We start from the raw sequence: 17145 nt of genomic DNA, 5'->3' as shown, positions 1-17145 counted from the left end.
GTCGGGGTCGGTGCTTAGCGGGCAGACACGGCAAAGTCCGGCACGTCGCCGGTTTTCAGCCCGCGCTTGATCGCGGTCTGGGTGAACAAACGGTCTTCCAGTTGCACGTTGTACTGCAGGTGGTTAAAGCGCATCTCTGAACGCGTGCCGTCAATGAAGTGTTCCGTTTCGCTCAACACGATGCTGTCGATCGAGTCGATGGTGTCGACCTTTTGCGTGCGCATCTGCTTGACCAGCACGCCTTTGACGTCGAAGAAGTCCTGACGCATGACCAGGAAATTCTGCTTGTCGATCCACACTTTCAGTTTGTTGTATCCCGTCTTGGCCAGCACCTCGGGCGACGCCGGCTCACGCTCGATTACGTAGCAATCGCGACCCTTGACCTGCTCTTCGCTGACCAGCGTCTGGGTGTAATCCTTGACCCGGATCTTGTCCAGGTCGGCGTAGGAGTACTCGCTGCCCATGAACGAGCCGCGCTTGTCGGTGGTGGAGATCCGCCGCGTCTGGCGGCTGACCGGCAAGTACATCCACTGGCTGTCTTCCTGGCCCAGGGTTTCGTGGGGGTTTTCGATATGAAAGGCCACGTCGCGCACGTCGGTGGGGGCGGAGAAATACATGCTGAATTTGTCGCTGTCCGGGTAATCCTTTTGCAGGTAAGTGAACTCGCGAACCCGGGTATTGCCCTTCTTGTCGTGGAGGATCAGCGACACTTGGGACATGAAGCTTTTACCGTCATTTCGATCCCGCACCTGGCGGATGATTTCATCGGCATTCTGGCCGTCGGCAGCGGTGGCGCAAGCGCCGCTCAGGATCAATGCGGCGGCGGTCAGACTTTTGAATAGCGGCAACATGGGAACTTCCCTTTTCGTCAGATGAATATGGTCGAGCCAATGCGCCAGAGGCACGCAGGCGTCATGGGGTTAAAACAGGTAGCCGGCGGACAACCGCACTTGATCGCGGTTGTCGTACTCGCCGAAGGGTTTGTCGGGCTTGCCGAAGAACACATCCACTTCCAGCCCGAGCTTGATCCAGTCCACCGGTTTGTAAGTGAAGATGCCTTGCAACAGCGCATCGTCGTTGAACGGTGGCGAGGCGGCGACCACCAGCCGGCTCTTGAGTCGGTCCTGCCAGTGGGTGCCTTCGGCCGATAAGGTGAACAGGTGCTCGCGCTTGTCTTGCAACATGCCGTCCTGCCAGTCGAGCAATTGTTGTTGTTGCCATTGCACGGAAATCAGCCAGTCACGCAGCAGGTAATCGACGCCCAGTAATGACTTGACCATCGAGGTGCTGTCAGCGCCGTAGGCGCGAGTCGGATTGGTCACCCGCCAGTTGTCGAACCAGGCAATTTCGCTGCGCACCACGATGCTGTGACCGGCGTCGATCGCCAGCCCCGCGCCACCCATGGTGTAACGGGGAAACTGGCGCTCCAGTCGCGTGCGGCCGTCATCGGCCAGGCCTTCGACGGCGTACACCGGATCCTGCTGGCGCGCGTTCAGTGCGACGAAACTGGTGTCCACCGAACCGATCCGGCCGTTGGCGCTCAGGCCATACGAAAAGCCTTTGTCACCGTCGTAACCGGGCTTGGAATCGAGCAGGAAATACTGCGGGTCTGGCGCGGCAAACAGCGGTGCGTCGAACTCGCTGCCCGCCACCGGAGGCTGGTTCTTCACAAAATCGGTGACCCACAGCGCTTCCAGTTCCCACTCGCCCACCGGTTGCGCAAATCGCACCATGGGCACCGCGATCCGGCTGTCTTCCAGTAGCGGGGTCAGGCCATCGCGATAGTCCACCGGGTTGATCTGATCGAGCACCCGTAACTCATCGGCACGACCCCAGACCACTTGCTGCCAGCCGATGGTCACCTCGCCGTCGCCCACCGACTGACCCCAGTACAAATGCCGCCAGTCGGCGTCGAAGCGGTATTTGTCCCGCGCCCGTTCGCTGTACGGATTGTTGCCGTCATACCGGGCGTCGTAACGCACTCGGCCTTTGGCCTTGTAGTAACCGCCGTCCCAGTTGTCTTCGAGGTTGGCCTTGAAATACATCGCCTTCTGGGTGACCTGGTCGTCACCGTGCAGGCGCAACGCGGTGGCTACGCCGACTTCGGCGTCGGCGTAATCCGGCTTGAGGTCGTCGACCGTCAATTCAGCCAACGCCAGCGGCGCGACCATGCAGGCCAATACCGCGCACGCGACGCGGTTAATGTGTGATCCCGGCATGGTTACATTCCCAACCCGACACCGCCGTCGATCACCAGGCTCTGCGCGGTCACCCCACCCGCTTCGGGGCTGGCCAGGTAACGCACCATCGCCGCGACTTCCTCGCTTTGAATGAAGCGACGCATCGGCAGTTTCTTCTTGGCGTTGCGCAGGATCTGTTCCTGGGTCAGCCCGGCAATGGCCGCTTGTGCTGCCAGTTCACCTTGCAGCATGGGCGTATCGATCCACGCGGGCAAAATCGCATTCACCGTGATCAGCCGTGGTGCCAGGTCCATCGCCAAGGCTTTGGTCATACCGACGATGCCGTGCTTGGAGGCGCAGTACGCGGTGTTGCGGACCTTGCCGGCGCGGCCGAGGATCGACGACATGTTGATGATCCGCCCGCGATCCGGCATCAATGGCAGGCACAACGAGGTGACGTAGAACGTACCGTTGAGGTTGACCGAAATCACCTTGTGCCAGTTGTGCAAGTCTTCCGGTTCGTTCTCGTTGCAGATGCCGGCGCTGTTGACCAGTACATCGACGTAATCCACCTGTTTGGCGAGCATTTTGAAGAACGCTTCCATGCCCTCCAGGTCAGCAATGTTCGCCGCATGGGTTTCGACCCGGGCCTTGATCTGCCCGTGTTGCTCGTCGACCCAGCGTTGCAGTTCCGGTAAATCCAGGTCCAGCAGGATCAAACGGTGCCCGGCGTCGGCGGCAAAATTCTCTGCCACCGCGCGGCCGATGCCTTTGGCGGCACCGGTAATCAGAATGGTCCGGCTCATGGCATTTTCAACCCGCCGTTGACCGGCAGGACCTCACCCGTCAGGTACAAGCCGCGATCGGCGATGTACAGCACTGCTTCGGCAATTTCATGGGGTTCGGCGTAACGCTTGATCAGCAACCGTGACTGGATTTCCTGTTCCTGACTGCCAATCAGCGCCGTGCTCATTTCGGTGTTGACGATGCCGGGAGCCACCGCATTCACCCGAATGTTGCGCGGCGCCAGTTCCACTGCCAGGGCACGGGTCAGCGCTTCGACGCCACCCTTGGCCGCGGCATAGTTGCTTTGGCCCTTGCCGGGCTTTTGCGCGGCCACCGAACTGATGTTGACGATGCAACCGCTGCGCTGGCGCATCATGCCCGGCACCACTTGCTGACAGCAGAGCAAGGTGCCGATCAGGTTGGTCTGGATCACCTCGATGATGTCGCGGCTTGGCATCGTCGCCAGCAGCCCGTCACGGGTGATGCCGGCGTTGTTGACCAGCAGATCGACGCGCTGGAAATGCGCGTCGACCCGTTCGAAAAAGCCTTTGATGCTGTCGCCGCTGCTGACATCGCATTGCAGCGCCAGACACTCGAGGCCAAGCGCCTTGACCTCGTCACGCAAGGACATGGCGGCCACTTCGTCGCGTACATAACTGAATGCGATCTGGTAGCCCGCGCCGGCCAGGGCCAGGACGATTGCCCGGCCGATGCCACGACTGCCACCGGTCACCACTGCTACTTTGTTCGGCATGACCGTTCCTTAAAGTGAGTTGTCAGTCTTGAACTGCGCGAGGCTGAAGCCGTGTGTCGCGGCCAGGGCACGAATCTGCTGCACTTGCTCGCGGCTGATATCGCCGTAGGAGTAGTGCTGTTTCATCCCGGACAACCCCATCAACACTGACTCCGCCATGCAGGCATACAACTGGCCTTCCTTGAGGTAGGCGCGCACGTTGCGGATCAGGCCATCGCCCAACGGTGTCTGGACAATCCCGCCGTGCATGTACAACACGTCGGCCCGTTGACTCGAGAGGTTCTGATCGACGTTCAGCGGCACCGCGATGTCGCAGATCACGCTGTTTTCAGCAAAGTGATCGGCACCGAGAAACGGTTGAGGGGCGTTCGCCGCACAGAGCACGATGCGCGCTTGTTTCAGCAAATCAAGGTCATTGCTGACGGTGATGAATGCATTCGCGCCCAAGCGCTCTTCGACCAGGCGCTGCACTCGCAAACCGAGGTCGGCGCCAGCACCGTGGGCCTGCAACAACGCGTCGATACCGTTGAGTTTCTGCAAGCGGCTGGCGAGGCGATCGTGCTCGGCGACACCTTTGAGAATCGCGCGGGCGGCCTCGGCGTAAATCAGTTGGGCGGTCTTCTCCAGGCGCCGCAGTGAGCCGTCGCGACCGCTGCCGATGAGGATCAGGTGTTCGACACTGGTGGACAGCAACGAGGCGTAAGTCGAAGCAATGTTGCCCGCCGCGCCGACCACCGCCGCCGTCTGTTGACTCAGTTCCAGGCCTTGCTGCTTGCAGCCTTGCTCGATCGCTTCCAGGCCCATGCCGATGGTCAGCGCATTGCCGGAAGTCAGCGCCATGTCGGGGATTTTCAGCGCCTGGCAGTTGTTAGTGACGATCGATGTGTACATGCCCAGACCGGCCACGCTGTAACCATCGGCCCGGGCATCACGGATGCGATTGCCGACTTCGTCGCGGATGGTGTCCAAGTCGCCACTGGCGATGTACGCGGCCATGGCATCGGAGTCCATGCACAACGGGTACAGGGTGAATTCCACGGCGGTGCCGAGTTTCGAACGAATCAGCACCGGGCCGATTGGCGCAGCACGCCGCTCCGGGGCCATGCGTTTGATGAACTCGCGCTTCTGTTCGGCGCTGAGGGTGGACAGCGACGGATCGACATCACTGAGCATGTCCGAATCGATCAGATGATTGATGAACGCCACGCGCGCCACCACGCGGACGCTTTCGTCAGGCTTTGGGAGGTTTTCAGGCTCCTTGAAGCTCACCTCGCGGGCCGGCACTTCAGGGATGCTGTCGGCGCACACACCCGCCGCCAGCGGGAAGGCATCGCGGCGACGCAGCATGTCGCAGACCTTTTGCAACGAGCCGATCAAGCCGTCGATTTCCTCGAAAGTGATGCACACCGGCGGCTCCAGGCGAATCACGTTGGCGTTGCTGCCCGACGGCGCAACCCGCAGCGATTCGAATTGCAGCAGGTAGCCGGCGATGATGTAACCCAGCGCATCGTTGTACTGCGCCGACGCCTGGACCAGCGAACTGGTGCCGGTCAGGTCGTGCAGTTCAAACCCCAGCAGCAACCCGCGACCACGCACATCGGCGATCACGTCCGGGTACGCGGCTTTGAGTTCGAGCAACGACGACTTGAGGTATTCGCCTTTCCTGTTCACGTCCTTGAGCATCGCGCTGTCATTCGCAAACAAGCGGCGCAAGGCCGACAGGGCGATATGGCACGAGGCATCGTCTTCAGCGAAGGTCGAGCTGTGGATGTAGCTGAAATCGTTTTCGTAGTGGCTGGCGCGGATGACTGTCGCGGCAATTTTCATCAGTCCGCCGCCCAACGCTTTGGACAGGCAGTAGTAATCACCCTGCAAGTTGAAATGGCTGGCGCCGAGCAAAGTGCCGGTGCGGCCGAAACCCGATTGCACTTCGTCGATGATCAACGGGCATTGCTGCTCGTTGCACAAGCGACGCAGGCCCAGGTAGAACTCGCTGGCGAACTCGTTGATGCCGCCCTCGCCCTGGATCGGTTCGAGCAACACCGCCGTGATCGCGCTGAAAGCGTCACGGCGTACCTGCAAGGTCTCGCCGCTCCACTCAAGGCTCAGCCAATGCCTTGTGTGACGGGCCGGCAAGTCCTTGAGTTGCTGGGGTTGCTGCGGATCGATGAACTCGACGTTAAGGCCAAAACGGGCGAACGGCTGGCGGTACTGTTTGCCGTAAGTCAGCTGGACGGTGTTCACCAGTTTGCCGTGGAAGCTGCCGCGCAGGGCGACGAATACCGGCTCGACATGCAACTGCGCGAGGTTGTGTTGACGCACTGCTTCCACGACTTGGCGCACGGTCACATAAGTCAGATTGTCCGGCAGTAACCCCACGGGCAGGTCGAGGTCGTCAACGTCCAGTTCGACATAGGCCTTGTCGCTGGCGGTCAGGTTGGCCAGGGCAAAATCTCGTTCGTCGAACTGCTTCTGCAAGGTTTTCTGACGGCGGTATTCGGCATGCTTGACGGCGATTTCCACCGACTCGGCGCCACTGTTGGAGAAGGTCGAAATGTAGCGCTCGTTGTTGTTCAACTCCCGGTTGAACGCCTCGCTGAGTTCGCGCCCCAGCATACCGGCGGCGCCACGCACGGACATCTGCGCATTGAACGGCACATCGGCGCGCAACAGGCCGCAGAGTTGATCGACGAACTGCGGGTCATTGTGGCCAAACAACGCCGCGCCGTAACCGCCGAGAAAGTCGGTGACGGTCACCTCGGCGCCTTGTTTGTCGCGGTAAAACAGCTTGCTGCCCAGCGCCCGGTGGAACTGGCATTCCAGGCCCAGGGCCTGCATCAATTCAACGAATTTAGGTCGTACGTAATCGCGGTAATCCATGACAGTCATATCCCATGATCAAAAAAATAGAAGCGATTCATTGCGTTCATAACGGCTGGCCGGCCGCCTGATGATCGAGCTGGTAACAGGCGCTGAAACCGTTGTCGTCACGGTTGATGATCAGGCAGTCGCGCAGCACCGCGTTCCGTGTCTCACCGAGCACAAACGGCAGGTGCGGTTCCACCGGTTGCTGCAAGCCGATGATCGGCGGCACACGCTGGGCCAGCAGTGCGTTGCGGGCCAGGATCAGGTCGACCAGGCTCGGCGCGCCGCTGAGAATGCCGGTCACCGGCACGCTACTGGTGATGTGCGCGGCACCGGTGCGGGCCAGCGTCCGGGCCAGGTCGGCGTCCTTGTGCGGATCGCCGCTGGCGCTACTGACCAGCAAATCGACCTGCTTGTCCGGCAGGCTCAACGACCCCAGTCGTGGATGGGCGGTGAGTCCCGACAGGCAGGTCTGCGGCCCATCCGGTAGATCGTCGGCCCGGCGCAAAATCAATGCCGCCGCGCCTTCACCGGCAATCCCACCCGTGCCTTGGCGATCGAATGCACGCAAGGTTTGCGAACCGTCGGTGCTGATCACGCCAGCCTCGGCCAGTGCGGCCAGCGCCAACGGATCGAGTTCACTGCCGGCACCGACCACAATCGCCGCATCGATACGACCGCTTTGCAACGCCGCGCACGCCTCGCGCAACGCTGCCAGATTGCCGGCCACGCCTTGCATGTAGGCGTTGCATTCGCACTCCAGTTTCAGCGCCAGGCTGACAACTCCGAGCAAGCCGTTGCTCAGGCTCTTGAGCACCAGGAACGGGTCGAGCGCGCGCTCCCGCAACACCCGTTGAGCGAGGCGCCGCATGTCGGCACCGGACTCATCGCGGCACTCGTGGAGCAACTCGCCATAGGCCGCCAACGACGGATGGGTATAACCGCCCTGGCAGCAATAGAGGCCGTAGCGCAGCCCGTCGTTGCCCGGTTCAAGCCCGGCTTCAGCCAACGCCTGACGCACCGCGCTGACGCCCCAGATCACGGCCGGCGGGCAGTAACGCTGGAGGTTCTGGGCCACGTCCTGGCGACTGGTTTGATGGTCTTCATCACTGACATGCCCGAAGGCCGTCACGCGCTCACTGTGGAACAGTTTCGACTGCAGCAAAGCGATGCCGCTGCGGGCTTCACTGGCCGCTGACCAGAAGCGCTGCACGCCCCAGCCGCTGGGTAATACGCAACCGCTGCCGGCGATCGCAACACGCAAGGTTGCGCCAGTCATTGTGAGTACTCCCGATATTTGCCAAGGGCCAGCGAGGTGTTGAGCCCGCCAAAACCGAAAGAGTTGCTCAAGGCAAAATCCACCCGGCGGCTGACCGCTTGCCCGGCGCAATAGTCCAGGTCGCATTGCTCATCGACCTCATGCAGGTTCACTGTCGGCGTGACCAGATCGTTCAGGCACGCCAGCGCCGTGACCATGCATTCGGGTGCGCCGGCGGCGGCAATCAAATGCCCGAACTGCGACTTGTTGGCGCTGATGGCCAGAGACCGGTAGTGCTTGTGCTCGGCGAACACACTTTTGATCGCCAGGGTTTCGGCGACGTCATTGAGCGGCGTCGAAGTGCCGTGGGCGTTGATCAGATCGATCTGTTGCGCACGCAGGCCGGCGTCGTCCAGCGCGGCTTGCATCGCCAACGCTGCGCCCCGGCCTTCGGGTTGCGGAGCGGTGACTTTGTAGGCGTCCAGGCTACTGCCGAAACCGAGCACTTCGGCATACGGCGTCGCTCCTCGCGCCAGCGCATGCTCAAGGCTTTCCAGCACCACGAAACCACCGCCCTCGCCGGCAATCAGGCCACTGCGATCACGGTCGAACGGCCGGCACAAATCGACACCCCAGCGCTGTTCGCTCGATGCCGCGCCGAGCAGGTACAGCGCGGCCATGGTGTCGAGGTTCAGCACCGAATCGGCGCCACCGGCAATCGCCACGTTCACTTCACCGCGACGAATCATCTGAAAGGCATTGCCGATGGCCTGGGAGGCTCCGGCGCATGCGCTGCTGATATTGATCACCGGGCCTTCGCAGCCCAATCCATTGGCAATCACCCGCGCCAGTCGATCATTACTCTGACGTAGCGAGCCTTCTGCATTGACCTGTCCGGCACGGAGCATCAGGTGTTGCCAGCCTGGGGCGTGTCCATCCGGTGACTGGGTCAACAGCATGTCGGCCACCATGTGTTGGGGCGCGCCCGAAGCGCAGAGCACCGCGGCTTCACGTAGCTGCTCAGGAGCAAGTCCGCTGTCTTTCACCGCTTGGGTGGCGGCTACCCAGCCAAAGCGGCTGCGTTTTTCCAGGGCAACGGTCCAGGCCGGGTGGTCCTGCAGGGCCTCGGGCAACAGGCTCATATCCACGGCCGCGGCGTAGCGCACCGGGAACGTGCCATCCTCCACCCCGTCGGGTTGCCATGGACGCACGCAATGTTCGGCGCCGAGCATTTTTTCCCAGAGGGTCTGCCATTCGAAACCGAACCCGGTCACGGCGCCCATGCCGGTAATCACAATCCGTGTCGCGCTCATGTGTGCTTCTCCATGGTTTCACTGGCCAGCAGCAAGGCGCCCCAATGACCGGCGCGGCTATGGCTGACCAACAGCGTGTAGCAAGGTGTCGCCGATGCGTCGTGGCTGTGGTGCAAGGCCAGCGCGATTTCGGTCAGCAAGGCGCTGGCGCCAAGATCGCCGGTCATGGCACGAGTGCTGCGAACGTCCCGTGGCCGGTCGGCGAACAGGCTCATCAATTGCGCATCCTCGGGATTGGCGACGATTTGCCGGACGTCACCGAGGCACAGTTTTTCCAGGCTCAGTGCCTGGTCGATCACCCGCCGGGCAACCGCTGCGCCCCGTTGCGGATCAGCGCTGTAACCCCGGGCGAACCCGGCAATGCGCAAGGCGTTCGGGGTTGTGCGCGAAGGCGCCGAGCCGAGCAGCAGTGCCGCGGCGCCCTCGCCATAAGTCGGCTCCTCTGCCTGAAGGGGTTCACGCAGATACAGGGCGGGCGTCAGGTTCGGACTGCTGCTGACCACCAGTGCCGCGTCGGCACGTTGCTCGACAATTTGCTGGCAGGCTTCGATCAAGGCATCGAGCCCGGCGTTTTCCTGGGAACAGAACCCACCCATCGGCCCGTGGCATTGCAACGCTTCGGCCACGTAGGCCATCACGCTGCTGTTGAGCAGCGTCAGGGCATGCAGCGGCGGTGTGTTGGCCAACAGTTGCGCCAGTGGCTTTTGCGGTTGCTCGCCGATCGCTTGCACCGCGTCCCAGCAAGGGCTTGGCGCGTCGACTTCTGGAATGGCCGCCGTCAGGGCAATCCGTGCCGGCGGCAGTTGCAGGGCCGCCAGCGCGGGCGCAAGGCGCGCCGCGCAATGCAACAGCCGCAGGCCTTGTGGTTCGACGCTGCGCTGGATCTTGCGGTCGTATAGATCGCTGGCCAGGCGCGGTGTCGGTAGCGGGCATGCCCGTCGCGTCGCGTCAAATGCCAGCGGTTGCGGCGAAGGTGGCGTTCCGAGCAGGTCGGCACATTCGCTGCCGGCGGCGTTCAGCACGGCGGCCGAATGGATGAAAACGGCAATGCTCATGTCATGCCCTCCCCAGAACCAGCGAGCTGTTGACGCCGCCGAACCCGAACGAGTTGGACATCACCACATTGATCGACTGGCGCATCGGCTCACTGAGAAACTTCAGCGAGGGGTATTCGGCGCGGTCGTGATCGTAGTTCAAGGTCGGCAACAGCACGCCATCCCGCAGGCTGATCAATGACAGCACCGCTTCAATCGCGCCGCTGCCCGCCAGGGAATGACCGATGGCCGATTTGTTGGCGGTGAACGTCACGTGTTCCTGGCACTCGCCGAACACTCGCTGCAGAGCCAAGGCTTCGCAGCTGTCGTTGGCCTGGGTAGACGTGCCATGGGTGTTGACGTGTTGCACGGCGCTGCTGAGCAACCCGGCGTCTTCGATTGCGGCTTCCATGCATTCCTCGTATTTGCGGCCATCCCGGCTGCTGGAGGTCATTTTTTGCGCCTCGCACACATTCGCGTAACCCAGCACACGCCCCAACGGCGTTGCTTTGCGACGTTGCGCATGCTCGGCGGATTCGAGAATGATCATGGCCGCGCCCTCGCTGATCACGAAGCCGCAGCGATCCGGCATGAACGGTCGACTCTGCTCGCTTGCCGGCAGGTCGGCCTGACACAGCGCGCCGAGGCTGTTGAACATGTAATACGGCAACTCGTTGGCCATCAGTTCGACGGCACCGCAAATGGCCAGGTCGATTTCGCCGCGCTCGATCGCACGGTAGGCGCTGCCGATCGCCATGGTGCCGGCGGCGCAGGCATCGGAGTGGGTCGAAATGTGATCGCGGATACCGAGCGTCTCGGCCAGGTGCTGGGTCTGCTGATCGACCCGGCGCCCGAAGACCGCGCTCGACGCCGCCGGGTTATCCAGCAGTTGATCCAGATCGACACGCCCGGCCTCATCCATGCAGCGACTGGCCCGATGCAGATCGTGACTGTCCGCGCAGTACTTGTTAGCCCCCAGGAACAATCCACTGCGGGTGTGAGCAAAGGCTGTCGGGGTCAGACCGGCGTGCTGAATGGCTTGTCGAGCGACGAACTCGGCCAGCACGCTTTGCCGTGGATGCAGCGCAGCATTGCCGCCGAAACCCGCGGCGATCTGCTGCCACTGGCCGTCATCGATAAACCCGGCAGCGCTGTTGTTGAAGCCCAGCGCCTTGAACCGTGGATGTTCGCGAACACAGGACTGCTTCTGGCAGATCCGCTCGAATAACGTGGCGGCGTCCAGTGCCATGGGCGCCACCAGACCGAATCCGGTCACATAGACTTCTCGTGCCCGCATGAGAACTCCTACACCGTCTCTTTGACGTGAGTGGCCACAAATTGCTCCACCAGTCGGCGTGAAACCTCGTCGCCGTCGACCGGCACCAGCCTCGCACTGCACGCGTCACAGACCACTTGCTGACGTTCGTTCAGCACGGCTTGATGAGCGCCGCAATCGGGGCAGTTCTGCGGCAGATAGTTGAAGAGGTTGCGGCACTGTTGCGCCCAGTTGCGCACAGTGGTGGCGGCAAATACCTGCGCCGGTTGCATACCGGACTGGAGTTGATCCGGGGAGTAGGCGCTGAGGCTCTGTTCAAGCAAGGCCTTGCCGTTTTCAGTGATGCGACCGCTGGCGAGGAACTCGCTGGCGTCGCCGCAGACAGCGACGGCGTGATCGAGCACGCTGGTTTTGGGCAAGGTGCAGCCATACTGACGGCCCAGTTGAAAACTCAGGTCGACGATGTCCAGCGAATCGGCGCTGAGGTCCTCGACGATACTGCTGTTCTCATCGATATCATCGGCGCTCATCACCAACAGTTGCGCGAGGATCTCGCGGGTGCTGGCAATGACGTTTTCCAACTCCAATGGATTGTTCATCTCTATCTCCCTATATCGTGAATGCTTCATGAATTCCGTATGTGAGAAGTAACTATTCCCACAGCAACTTCTCACGCGGCGGAAATCTAAACTCTGCCCTTAAGGGGAGAGTCAACGAACTATTCAAAGTTTTTTAACAACTTGAGACAGACGTACTAACAGGCCTGCGCACCGCACCCGATTGATGCGAAGCCCCCTGTCAGTCGACTTATTTACTTAACAAAGGCTGCGTATGGTGGGGGGGAGCACACTGTATTGCCGGCAAGATAGAGAGCGGCTCGGAAGTATTAACTTCTGGCTGACAGCGCTGACGTACAAATAATAAAAACCGGATAAGAAAATAGTTATAACTTCATAACTATCAGCGTAGCCGTTAAACAATGCGTCTTGAGGATTTAGAAGCCGATCAGGCAAATCGCCACAGCGCTTCTGGGTAACTGAGTGTCGAGCACAGACAACTGACCGAATGCGCGGCGCTATAGGGTGCGGCTTCAGTTCTTTAATCCACTGCCCGGAGTCCACATGACCGCACCCATTACCGTTCTTCGCGACACTCACCCTCTGCCGGTGCTTGATGCCTGCAAATGGGAAAAACTCGAAGGCGACCCGCACACCGTCAACCTCAACGCCTATACCAGCGAAGACGGCAGCAAGATCATGGGCACCTGGATCTGCACGCCGGGCAAGTGGTATGTGGAATACGTGAAGTGGGAATACTGCGATTTCCGCGAGGGGTATTGCATCATCACGCCGGAAGGCAAAGAGCCGATCCATCTGCGTGCCGGTGATATTTTCGTGATCGAGCCGGGCATGAAAGGCACGTGGGAAGTGGTTGAAACCGTGCGCAAGTATTTCGTGTTTGCCTGATGCAAAAAACCGGAAGACCACCCGACGTGGTCTCCCGGTAAACAAACATCACTTGTGGTGAGGGAGCTTGCTCCCGCTCGGCTGCGTAGCAGTCGCAAATCAGCAAACGCGTTTTATCTCGAAACCGCATCGCCACATTGGCTTCGCTTCGCGAACCAGCGGGAGCAAGCTCCCTCGCAACAAAAGCTTTTAAACGCGATCCCTGGAAAAATTACTTACTGCGGTTTGCGATAGCTGTTGATGATCGCCGAGAAGTCTTTACCACCCTCTCCACGCTGGCTCATCGCCTGATACAACTGCTGGGCCACCGCGCCGAGCACCACCGGTTGGTGCGCCTGACGTGCCGCCTCCGTGGCCAGCCCCAGATCCTTGAGCATCAGTTCGGCACCGAAACCACCGGTATAACCACGCGAGGCCGGCGCCGTTTCGACGATGCCCGGCCACGGGTTGTACATCTCCGAACTCCAGCAACGCCCGGTAGAACTGTTGATGATCCCGGCCAGCACGGTGGTGTCGATCCCCAGTGCATCACCCAACGCCATGGCTTCGCTCACGCCGACCATGGAAATCGCCAGCAGCAGGTTGTTGCAGATCTTGGCGATTTGCCCGGTGCCGACTTCACCGCAATGGACGATGTTGCGGCCCATTTGCGCCAGCACCGGTTGCAGAGTGGCGAACAGTTCAGGCGTGGCGCCGACCATGAAGGTCAGCGTCCCGGCCGCCGCACCGCCAGTCCCGCCAGAGACCGGTGCATCGGCCATGGCCACGCCTTGCTTGGCCGCAGCAGCCGCCACATCACGCGCAGTCTGCGGATCGATGGTGCTGCAATCCACGGCCGGCACGCCTTTGCCGATACCGGCGAGCACGCCATCTTCACCCAGCCATACGCTGCGCACATGCACAGCGGCGGGCAGCATGGTGATCACCAGTTCCGCACCTTGCGCCGCTTCACGGGCCGAAGCACTGACGCTGCCGCCCAACTGCTCCAGTTCGGCCAGAACGGTTTTGTTCAGATCGACCAGGCTCAGCGCATGGCCGGCCTTGATCAGGTTGCGCGCCATCGGCGCGCCCATGTTGCCGAGACCGATAAAAGCGATTTTCATGTCTGGCTCCTTAACGCAAGTTGATGGTGGTGTTCACACCATCGTTGACGCTGTCGTCATCGAACCAGCGACTGGTGACCGTCTTGGTCTGAGTGTAGAACTGCACCACTTGCTTGCCATACGGACCGAGGTCGCCGAGCTTCGAACCACGGGAACCGGTGAAGCTGAAGAACGGGACCGGCACCGGAATCGGGATGTTGATGCCGACCTGGCCGACGTCGATTTCGGTCTGGAATTTACGCGCCGCCGCACCGCTCTGAGTGAACAGGCCCGTGCCGTTGCCGAACGGATTGGCGTTGACCAGCGCGATGGCCTCGTCGAGGGTGTCGACTTCCAGGACCACCAGCACCGGGCCGAAGATTTCCTGGGTGTAGATCTGCATCTCTGGGGTTACGCCGGAGAACAGGGTCGGGCCGACAAAGTTGCCTTTCTCAAAGCCTGGAACGGTGACGTCGCGACCATCCAGCTCCAGCTTGGCGCCTTCCTTGATGCCGCTTTCGATCAGATCGAGAATCCGCTGTTTGGCTTTTTTCGAGATCACCGGGCCAACGTCAGTGCCCGGCTCGCTGCCGGCATTCACGGTGAGCTTTTGCGCCAGCGCTTTCAGGTCAGGTAACCATTGTTTGGCCGCGCCCACCAACACCACCACCGAAGTGGCCATGCAACGTTGCCCCGCGGCACCGAAACCGGCACCGACCAGGGCATTGAGCGCTTGTACGCGATTGGCATCCGGCAGCACCACAGCGTGGTTTTTCGCGCCCATCATCGATTGCACGCGCTTGCCGTGTTTACCGGCCAGGTCGTAGACGTGAGTACCGACCGCGGTCGAACCGACGAAGGACACAGCCTTGATGTCCTTGTGTGTGCAGAGCGCATCCACCACATCCTTGCCGCCATGGACCACGTTGAGCACGCCCGCCGGAACGCCGGCCTCGATCGCCAGTTCCACCAGCAGCATGGTCGACATCGGGTCCTGTTCGGACGGCTTGAGCACAAAGGTGTTGCCGCAGGCGATCGCCATCGGGAACATCCACAGCGGAATCATCGCCGGGAAGTTGAACGGGGTGATGCCGGCGCAAACGCCGATGGGCTGACGCAGGGTGTAGGTATCAACGCCGCCCGCGACGTTCTCGGCAAACTCGCCCATTTGCAAGCTGCCGATGGAGCAAGCGTGTTCAACCACTTCCAGGCCGCGGAAGATATCGCCTTCAGCGTCGGCGATGGTTTTGCCTTGCTCGTTGCTGAGCACCACGGCGATGCGCTTGGAGTGTTCGCGAATCAACGCCTGGAGCTTGAGCATGATGCGCATCCGCGCGCCGATCGGCGTCAGCTTCCAGGTCTGGAAGGCGCGATGGGCGGCGCTGATCGCGGCGTCCACTTCCTGCGCGGTGGCGAACGGAACCTTGGCCAGCACTTGTTGGGTCGCCGGGTTGACGATGTCGTGCCACTCGGTGGTCTGGGACTCGACCCACTCGCCATCGATCAACAGCTTGACCTTTTGGACAGTGGTTTCGTTTGGCGTAAGCGATGCGTTCATGTTGGGTCTCCGGGACGTTGTTGTTATCTAGAGAACTATCTTGGGAGCCAAGGCGAGAAGCAGCCTTGAGATGAGACGTGTGTCGCGAATTGGTTGTCGGACTGTTTTTGGAGTATAGATGTGCAAACTTCTAATAAGAACGCACATAAAAGCCGGTCCATCATGCAAAAAAACATCACGTCCTTAGGCTCGTTGAACTGGGATGACCTCAAGTTTTTCCTCGAAGTCGCCCGCACCCGCAAGGCCAGCACCGCGGCCAAGCGCCTGGCGGTGGACTACACCACCGTGTCGCGGCGCATCAGCTCGCTGGAAGCGGCACTGGGTACATTGCTGTTCGAGAAATCCCGGACCAGCGGTTTTGTCCTGACCGCCGAAGGCCAGCGTTTGCTCGGTTACGCCGAGTCGATAGAAAGCACACTGCACATGGCCTGCGAGCAGGTTTCAGGTTCCGGCGTGGCGCTGTCGGGGCATGTGCGCATGGGTTGCACCGAAGGTTTCGGCAGCTTTTTCATCACCCCACAGCTGAGCCATTTCGTCGACGCCTACCCGGCGATCTCCGTGGACATCCTGCCGCTACCGCACTTCATAAGCCTGTCCAAGCGCGAGGCCGACATCGTCATTGCCCTGGAGCGCCCGGAGCACGGCCCGTACGTCTGCTGCAAACTCTGCGACTACAAACTCCAGCTCTACGCAACGCAGGATTATCTCGACAAACACCCACCGATCCGCCGCCCGGCAGATTTGGGCAAGCATTCATTCATCAGTTATGTGGATGATCTGGCGTTCAGCTCGGAGCTGTTGTACCTGGCGAACGTGTTGCCTGGCGCCAGCGCCAACTTGCGCAGCACCAGTGTGATCGCGCAATTCGTGGCGGCGCAGCAAGGACGCTCGCTGGCGATTTTGCCGTGCTTCCTCGCGGCTCAGGACCCGCGTTTGCTGCCGGTGTTGCCGGAAGAGATCAACATCACCCGGCAATTCTGGATGTACTGCCGCGAGGACCTGAGGAAGCTCAAGCGGATTACCCTGTTGTGGGATTACATCCGCGCCGTCACTGAGCAGAATCAGGGTCTGTTGATGGGTGAAAGCCGGGAAATGCTGTTCGCCGACTAATCAGCGCTTACCACGATCGACACCCGGCGGTTTTCGGTGCGGCCAGCAGCAGTGTCGTTCGACGTCACCGGCTGACTGCTGCCGAGACCGCGCAGCTGGATGTTTTCGTCTTTCATGCCGACCGTGGTCAGCACCTTGCCGACGCTTTTCGCGCGACGCAGGGAGAGTTGTTCGTTGTAGGATTCTTTGCCCGAAGCATCGGTGTGACCGTCGACCCGCACTCGCTCGATGCCGACACCGAGCAATGCCTTGCCGATCTTTTGGACGATCTCGGTACTGGCGGCATTCAGGCTGTCATCGTCACTGCCAAACAGTACTTTGCCGGACAAACCAAACGCCCAGCCCTCATCGGTCAGCTCGAAGCCTTGCTGTTTGAGCACAGCGATTTGCGCCGGGGTCAGGCCCTTTTGCGGTGCGGTCTGGCACCCGGTCAATGCCAGCAAGGCCATGAACAAGGTGATCG

At 61.0% G+C, this 17145-nt stretch carries 15 protein-coding genes; 2 read left to right on the top strand and 13 right to left on the bottom strand.

From position 1 onward, the window contains the following. Positions 1–14: 14 nt before the first annotated feature. From DJ564_RS04605 to DJ564_RS04560, 10 genes are all read right to left on the bottom strand, one after another. Positions 15–851 carry an outer membrane lipoprotein-sorting protein gene (locus DJ564_RS04605; RefSeq protein WP_109627849.1) on the bottom strand — a complete coding sequence of 279 codons (837 nt, stop codon included), beginning with the start codon at positions 849–851 and terminating at the stop codon, positions 15–17. A 69-nt stretch (positions 852–920) separates the two neighbouring features. Then, positions 921–2219, bottom strand: a complete 1299-nt coding sequence (locus DJ564_RS04600) for a DUF1302 family protein (protein ID WP_109627848.1) — start codon at positions 2217–2219, stop codon at positions 921–923. A 2-nt stretch (positions 2220–2221) separates the two neighbouring features. Continuing rightward, a complete protein-coding gene (locus DJ564_RS04595) occupies positions 2222–2986 on the bottom strand; it encodes an SDR family NAD(P)-dependent oxidoreductase (RefSeq protein WP_109627847.1) in 765 nt (254 codons plus the stop codon). Beyond that, on the bottom strand, positions 2983–3720 hold the full coding sequence (locus DJ564_RS04590) for a 3-oxoacyl-ACP reductase family protein (RefSeq protein WP_109627846.1): 738 nt from the start codon (positions 3718–3720) through the stop codon (positions 2983–2985). The genes DJ564_RS04595 and DJ564_RS04590 overlap by 4 nt, the downstream gene beginning before the upstream one ends. 9 nt (positions 3721–3729) lie before the next feature. Continuing rightward, the gene (locus DJ564_RS04585) at positions 3730–6600 is read right to left on the bottom strand and encodes an aminotransferase class III-fold pyridoxal phosphate-dependent enzyme (protein WP_109635942.1); all 2871 of its coding nucleotides are present in this window, start codon (positions 6598–6600) and stop codon (positions 3730–3732) included. A gap of 46 nt (positions 6601–6646) precedes the next feature. After that, a complete protein-coding gene (locus DJ564_RS04580; protein ID WP_109627845.1) occupies positions 6647–7864 on the bottom strand; it encodes a beta-ketoacyl synthase N-terminal-like domain-containing protein in 1218 nt (405 codons plus the stop codon). Then, the gene (locus tag DJ564_RS04575; protein ID WP_109627844.1) at positions 7861–9156 is read right to left on the bottom strand and encodes a beta-ketoacyl synthase; all 1296 of its coding nucleotides are present in this window, start codon (positions 9154–9156) and stop codon (positions 7861–7863) included. Before DJ564_RS04575 ends, DJ564_RS04580 begins: the two co-directional genes overlap by 4 nt. After that, positions 9153–10211: a beta-ketoacyl synthase gene (locus tag DJ564_RS04570; protein WP_109627843.1), complete on the bottom strand. Its 1059-nt coding sequence runs from the start codon at positions 10209–10211 to the stop codon at positions 9153–9155. The genes DJ564_RS04575 and DJ564_RS04570 overlap by 4 nt, the downstream gene beginning before the upstream one ends. A gap of 1 nt (position 10212) precedes the next feature. Then, entirely contained in the window at positions 10213–11487 is a 1275-nt protein-coding gene (locus DJ564_RS04565) for a beta-ketoacyl-[acyl-carrier-protein] synthase family protein (RefSeq protein WP_109627842.1), read from the bottom strand. An 8-nt stretch (positions 11488–11495) separates the two neighbouring features. Continuing rightward, positions 11496–12065 carry an acyl carrier protein gene (locus tag DJ564_RS04560; protein ID WP_109627841.1) on the bottom strand — a complete coding sequence of 190 codons (570 nt, stop codon included), beginning with the start codon at positions 12063–12065 and terminating at the stop codon, positions 11496–11498. 522 nt (positions 12066–12587) lie between these two features. Here DJ564_RS04560 and DJ564_RS04555 point away from each other — a divergent pair. Continuing rightward, positions 12588–12932 carry a cupin domain-containing protein gene (locus DJ564_RS04555; protein ID WP_007946320.1) on the top strand — a complete coding sequence of 115 codons (345 nt, stop codon included), beginning with the start codon at positions 12588–12590 and terminating at the stop codon, positions 12930–12932. A gap of 215 nt (positions 12933–13147) precedes the next feature. Here the strand turns inward: DJ564_RS04555 and mmsB are convergent, their stop codons facing one another. Beyond that, positions 13148–14035, bottom strand: coding sequence for a 3-hydroxyisobutyrate dehydrogenase (gene mmsB, locus DJ564_RS04550; protein WP_109627840.1), 888 nt, complete (start codon positions 14033–14035; stop codon positions 13148–13150). A gap of 10 nt (positions 14036–14045) precedes the next feature. Continuing rightward, entirely contained in the window at positions 14046–15572 is a 1527-nt protein-coding gene (locus tag DJ564_RS04545; RefSeq protein ID WP_109627839.1) for a CoA-acylating methylmalonate-semialdehyde dehydrogenase, read from the bottom strand. Between the two features lie 162 nt (positions 15573–15734). Between DJ564_RS04545 and DJ564_RS04540 the strand changes: the two genes are divergently transcribed. Beyond that, positions 15735–16682, top strand: a complete 948-nt coding sequence (locus DJ564_RS04540) for a LysR family transcriptional regulator (protein ID WP_109627838.1) — start codon at positions 15735–15737, stop codon at positions 16680–16682. Here the strand turns inward: DJ564_RS04540 and DJ564_RS04535 are convergent. Next, a complete protein-coding gene (locus tag DJ564_RS04535; protein ID WP_109635941.1) occupies positions 16679–17131 on the bottom strand; it encodes an OmpA family protein in 453 nt (150 codons plus the stop codon). The genes DJ564_RS04540 and DJ564_RS04535 overlap by 4 nt on opposite strands. Positions 17132–17145 lie beyond the last annotated feature (14 nt).

It is taken from the genome of Pseudomonas sp. 31-12, assembly GCF_003151075.1.
Classification (GTDB): Bacteria; Pseudomonadota; Gammaproteobacteria; order Pseudomonadales; family Pseudomonadaceae; genus Aquipseudomonas.
The sequence above is the reverse complement of the archived record's forward strand: the minus strand, read 5'-3'. Positions and strand labels throughout refer to the sequence as shown.

Excerpts from the sequence above, each read along its gene's own strand:
- DJ564_RS04595 (WP_109627847.1), bottom strand. The coding sequence starts at position 2,986 with ATGAGCCGGACCATTCTGATTACCGGTGCCGCCAAAGGCATCGGCCGC.
- DJ564_RS04585 (WP_109635942.1), bottom strand. The coding sequence starts at position 6,600 with ATGGATTACCGCGATTACGTACGACCTAAATTCGTTGAATTGATGCAG.
- DJ564_RS04600 (WP_109627848.1), bottom strand. The coding sequence starts at position 2,219 with ATGCCGGGATCACACATTAACCGCGTCGCGTGCGCGGTATTGGCCTGC.
- DJ564_RS04605 (WP_109627849.1), bottom strand. The coding sequence starts at position 851 with ATGTTGCCGCTATTCAAAAGTCTGACCGCCGCCGCATTGATCCTGAGC.
- DJ564_RS04580 (WP_109627845.1), bottom strand. The coding sequence starts at position 7,864 with ATGACTGGCGCAACCTTGCGTGTTGCGATCGCCGGCAGCGGTTGCGTA.
- DJ564_RS04570 (WP_109627843.1), bottom strand. The coding sequence starts at position 10,211 with ATGAGCATTGCCGTTTTCATCCATTCGGCCGCCGTGCTGAACGCCGCC.
- DJ564_RS04535 (WP_109635941.1), bottom strand. The coding sequence starts at position 17,131 with ATGGCCTTGCTGGCATTGACCGGGTGCCAGACCGCACCGCAAAAGGGC.
- DJ564_RS04545 (WP_109627839.1), bottom strand. The coding sequence starts at position 15,572 with ATGAACGCATCGCTTACGCCAAACGAAACCACTGTCCAAAAGGTCAAG.
- DJ564_RS04540 (WP_109627838.1), top strand. The coding sequence starts at position 15,735 with ATGCAAAAAAACATCACGTCCTTAGGCTCGTTGAACTGGGATGACCTC.
- DJ564_RS04565 (WP_109627842.1), bottom strand. The coding sequence starts at position 11,487 with ATGCGGGCACGAGAAGTCTATGTGACCGGATTCGGTCTGGTGGCGCCC.
- DJ564_RS04560 (WP_109627841.1), bottom strand. The coding sequence starts at position 12,065 with ATGAACAATCCATTGGAGTTGGAAAACGTCATTGCCAGCACCCGCGAG.
- mmsB (WP_109627840.1), bottom strand. The coding sequence starts at position 14,035 with ATGAAAATCGCTTTTATCGGTCTCGGCAACATGGGCGCGCCGATGGCG.
- DJ564_RS04590 (WP_109627846.1), bottom strand. The coding sequence starts at position 3,720 with ATGCCGAACAAAGTAGCAGTGGTGACCGGTGGCAGTCGTGGCATCGGC.
- DJ564_RS04555 (WP_007946320.1), top strand. The coding sequence starts at position 12,588 with ATGACCGCACCCATTACCGTTCTTCGCGACACTCACCCTCTGCCGGTG.
- DJ564_RS04575 (WP_109627844.1), bottom strand. The coding sequence starts at position 9,156 with ATGAGCGCGACACGGATTGTGATTACCGGCATGGGCGCCGTGACCGGG.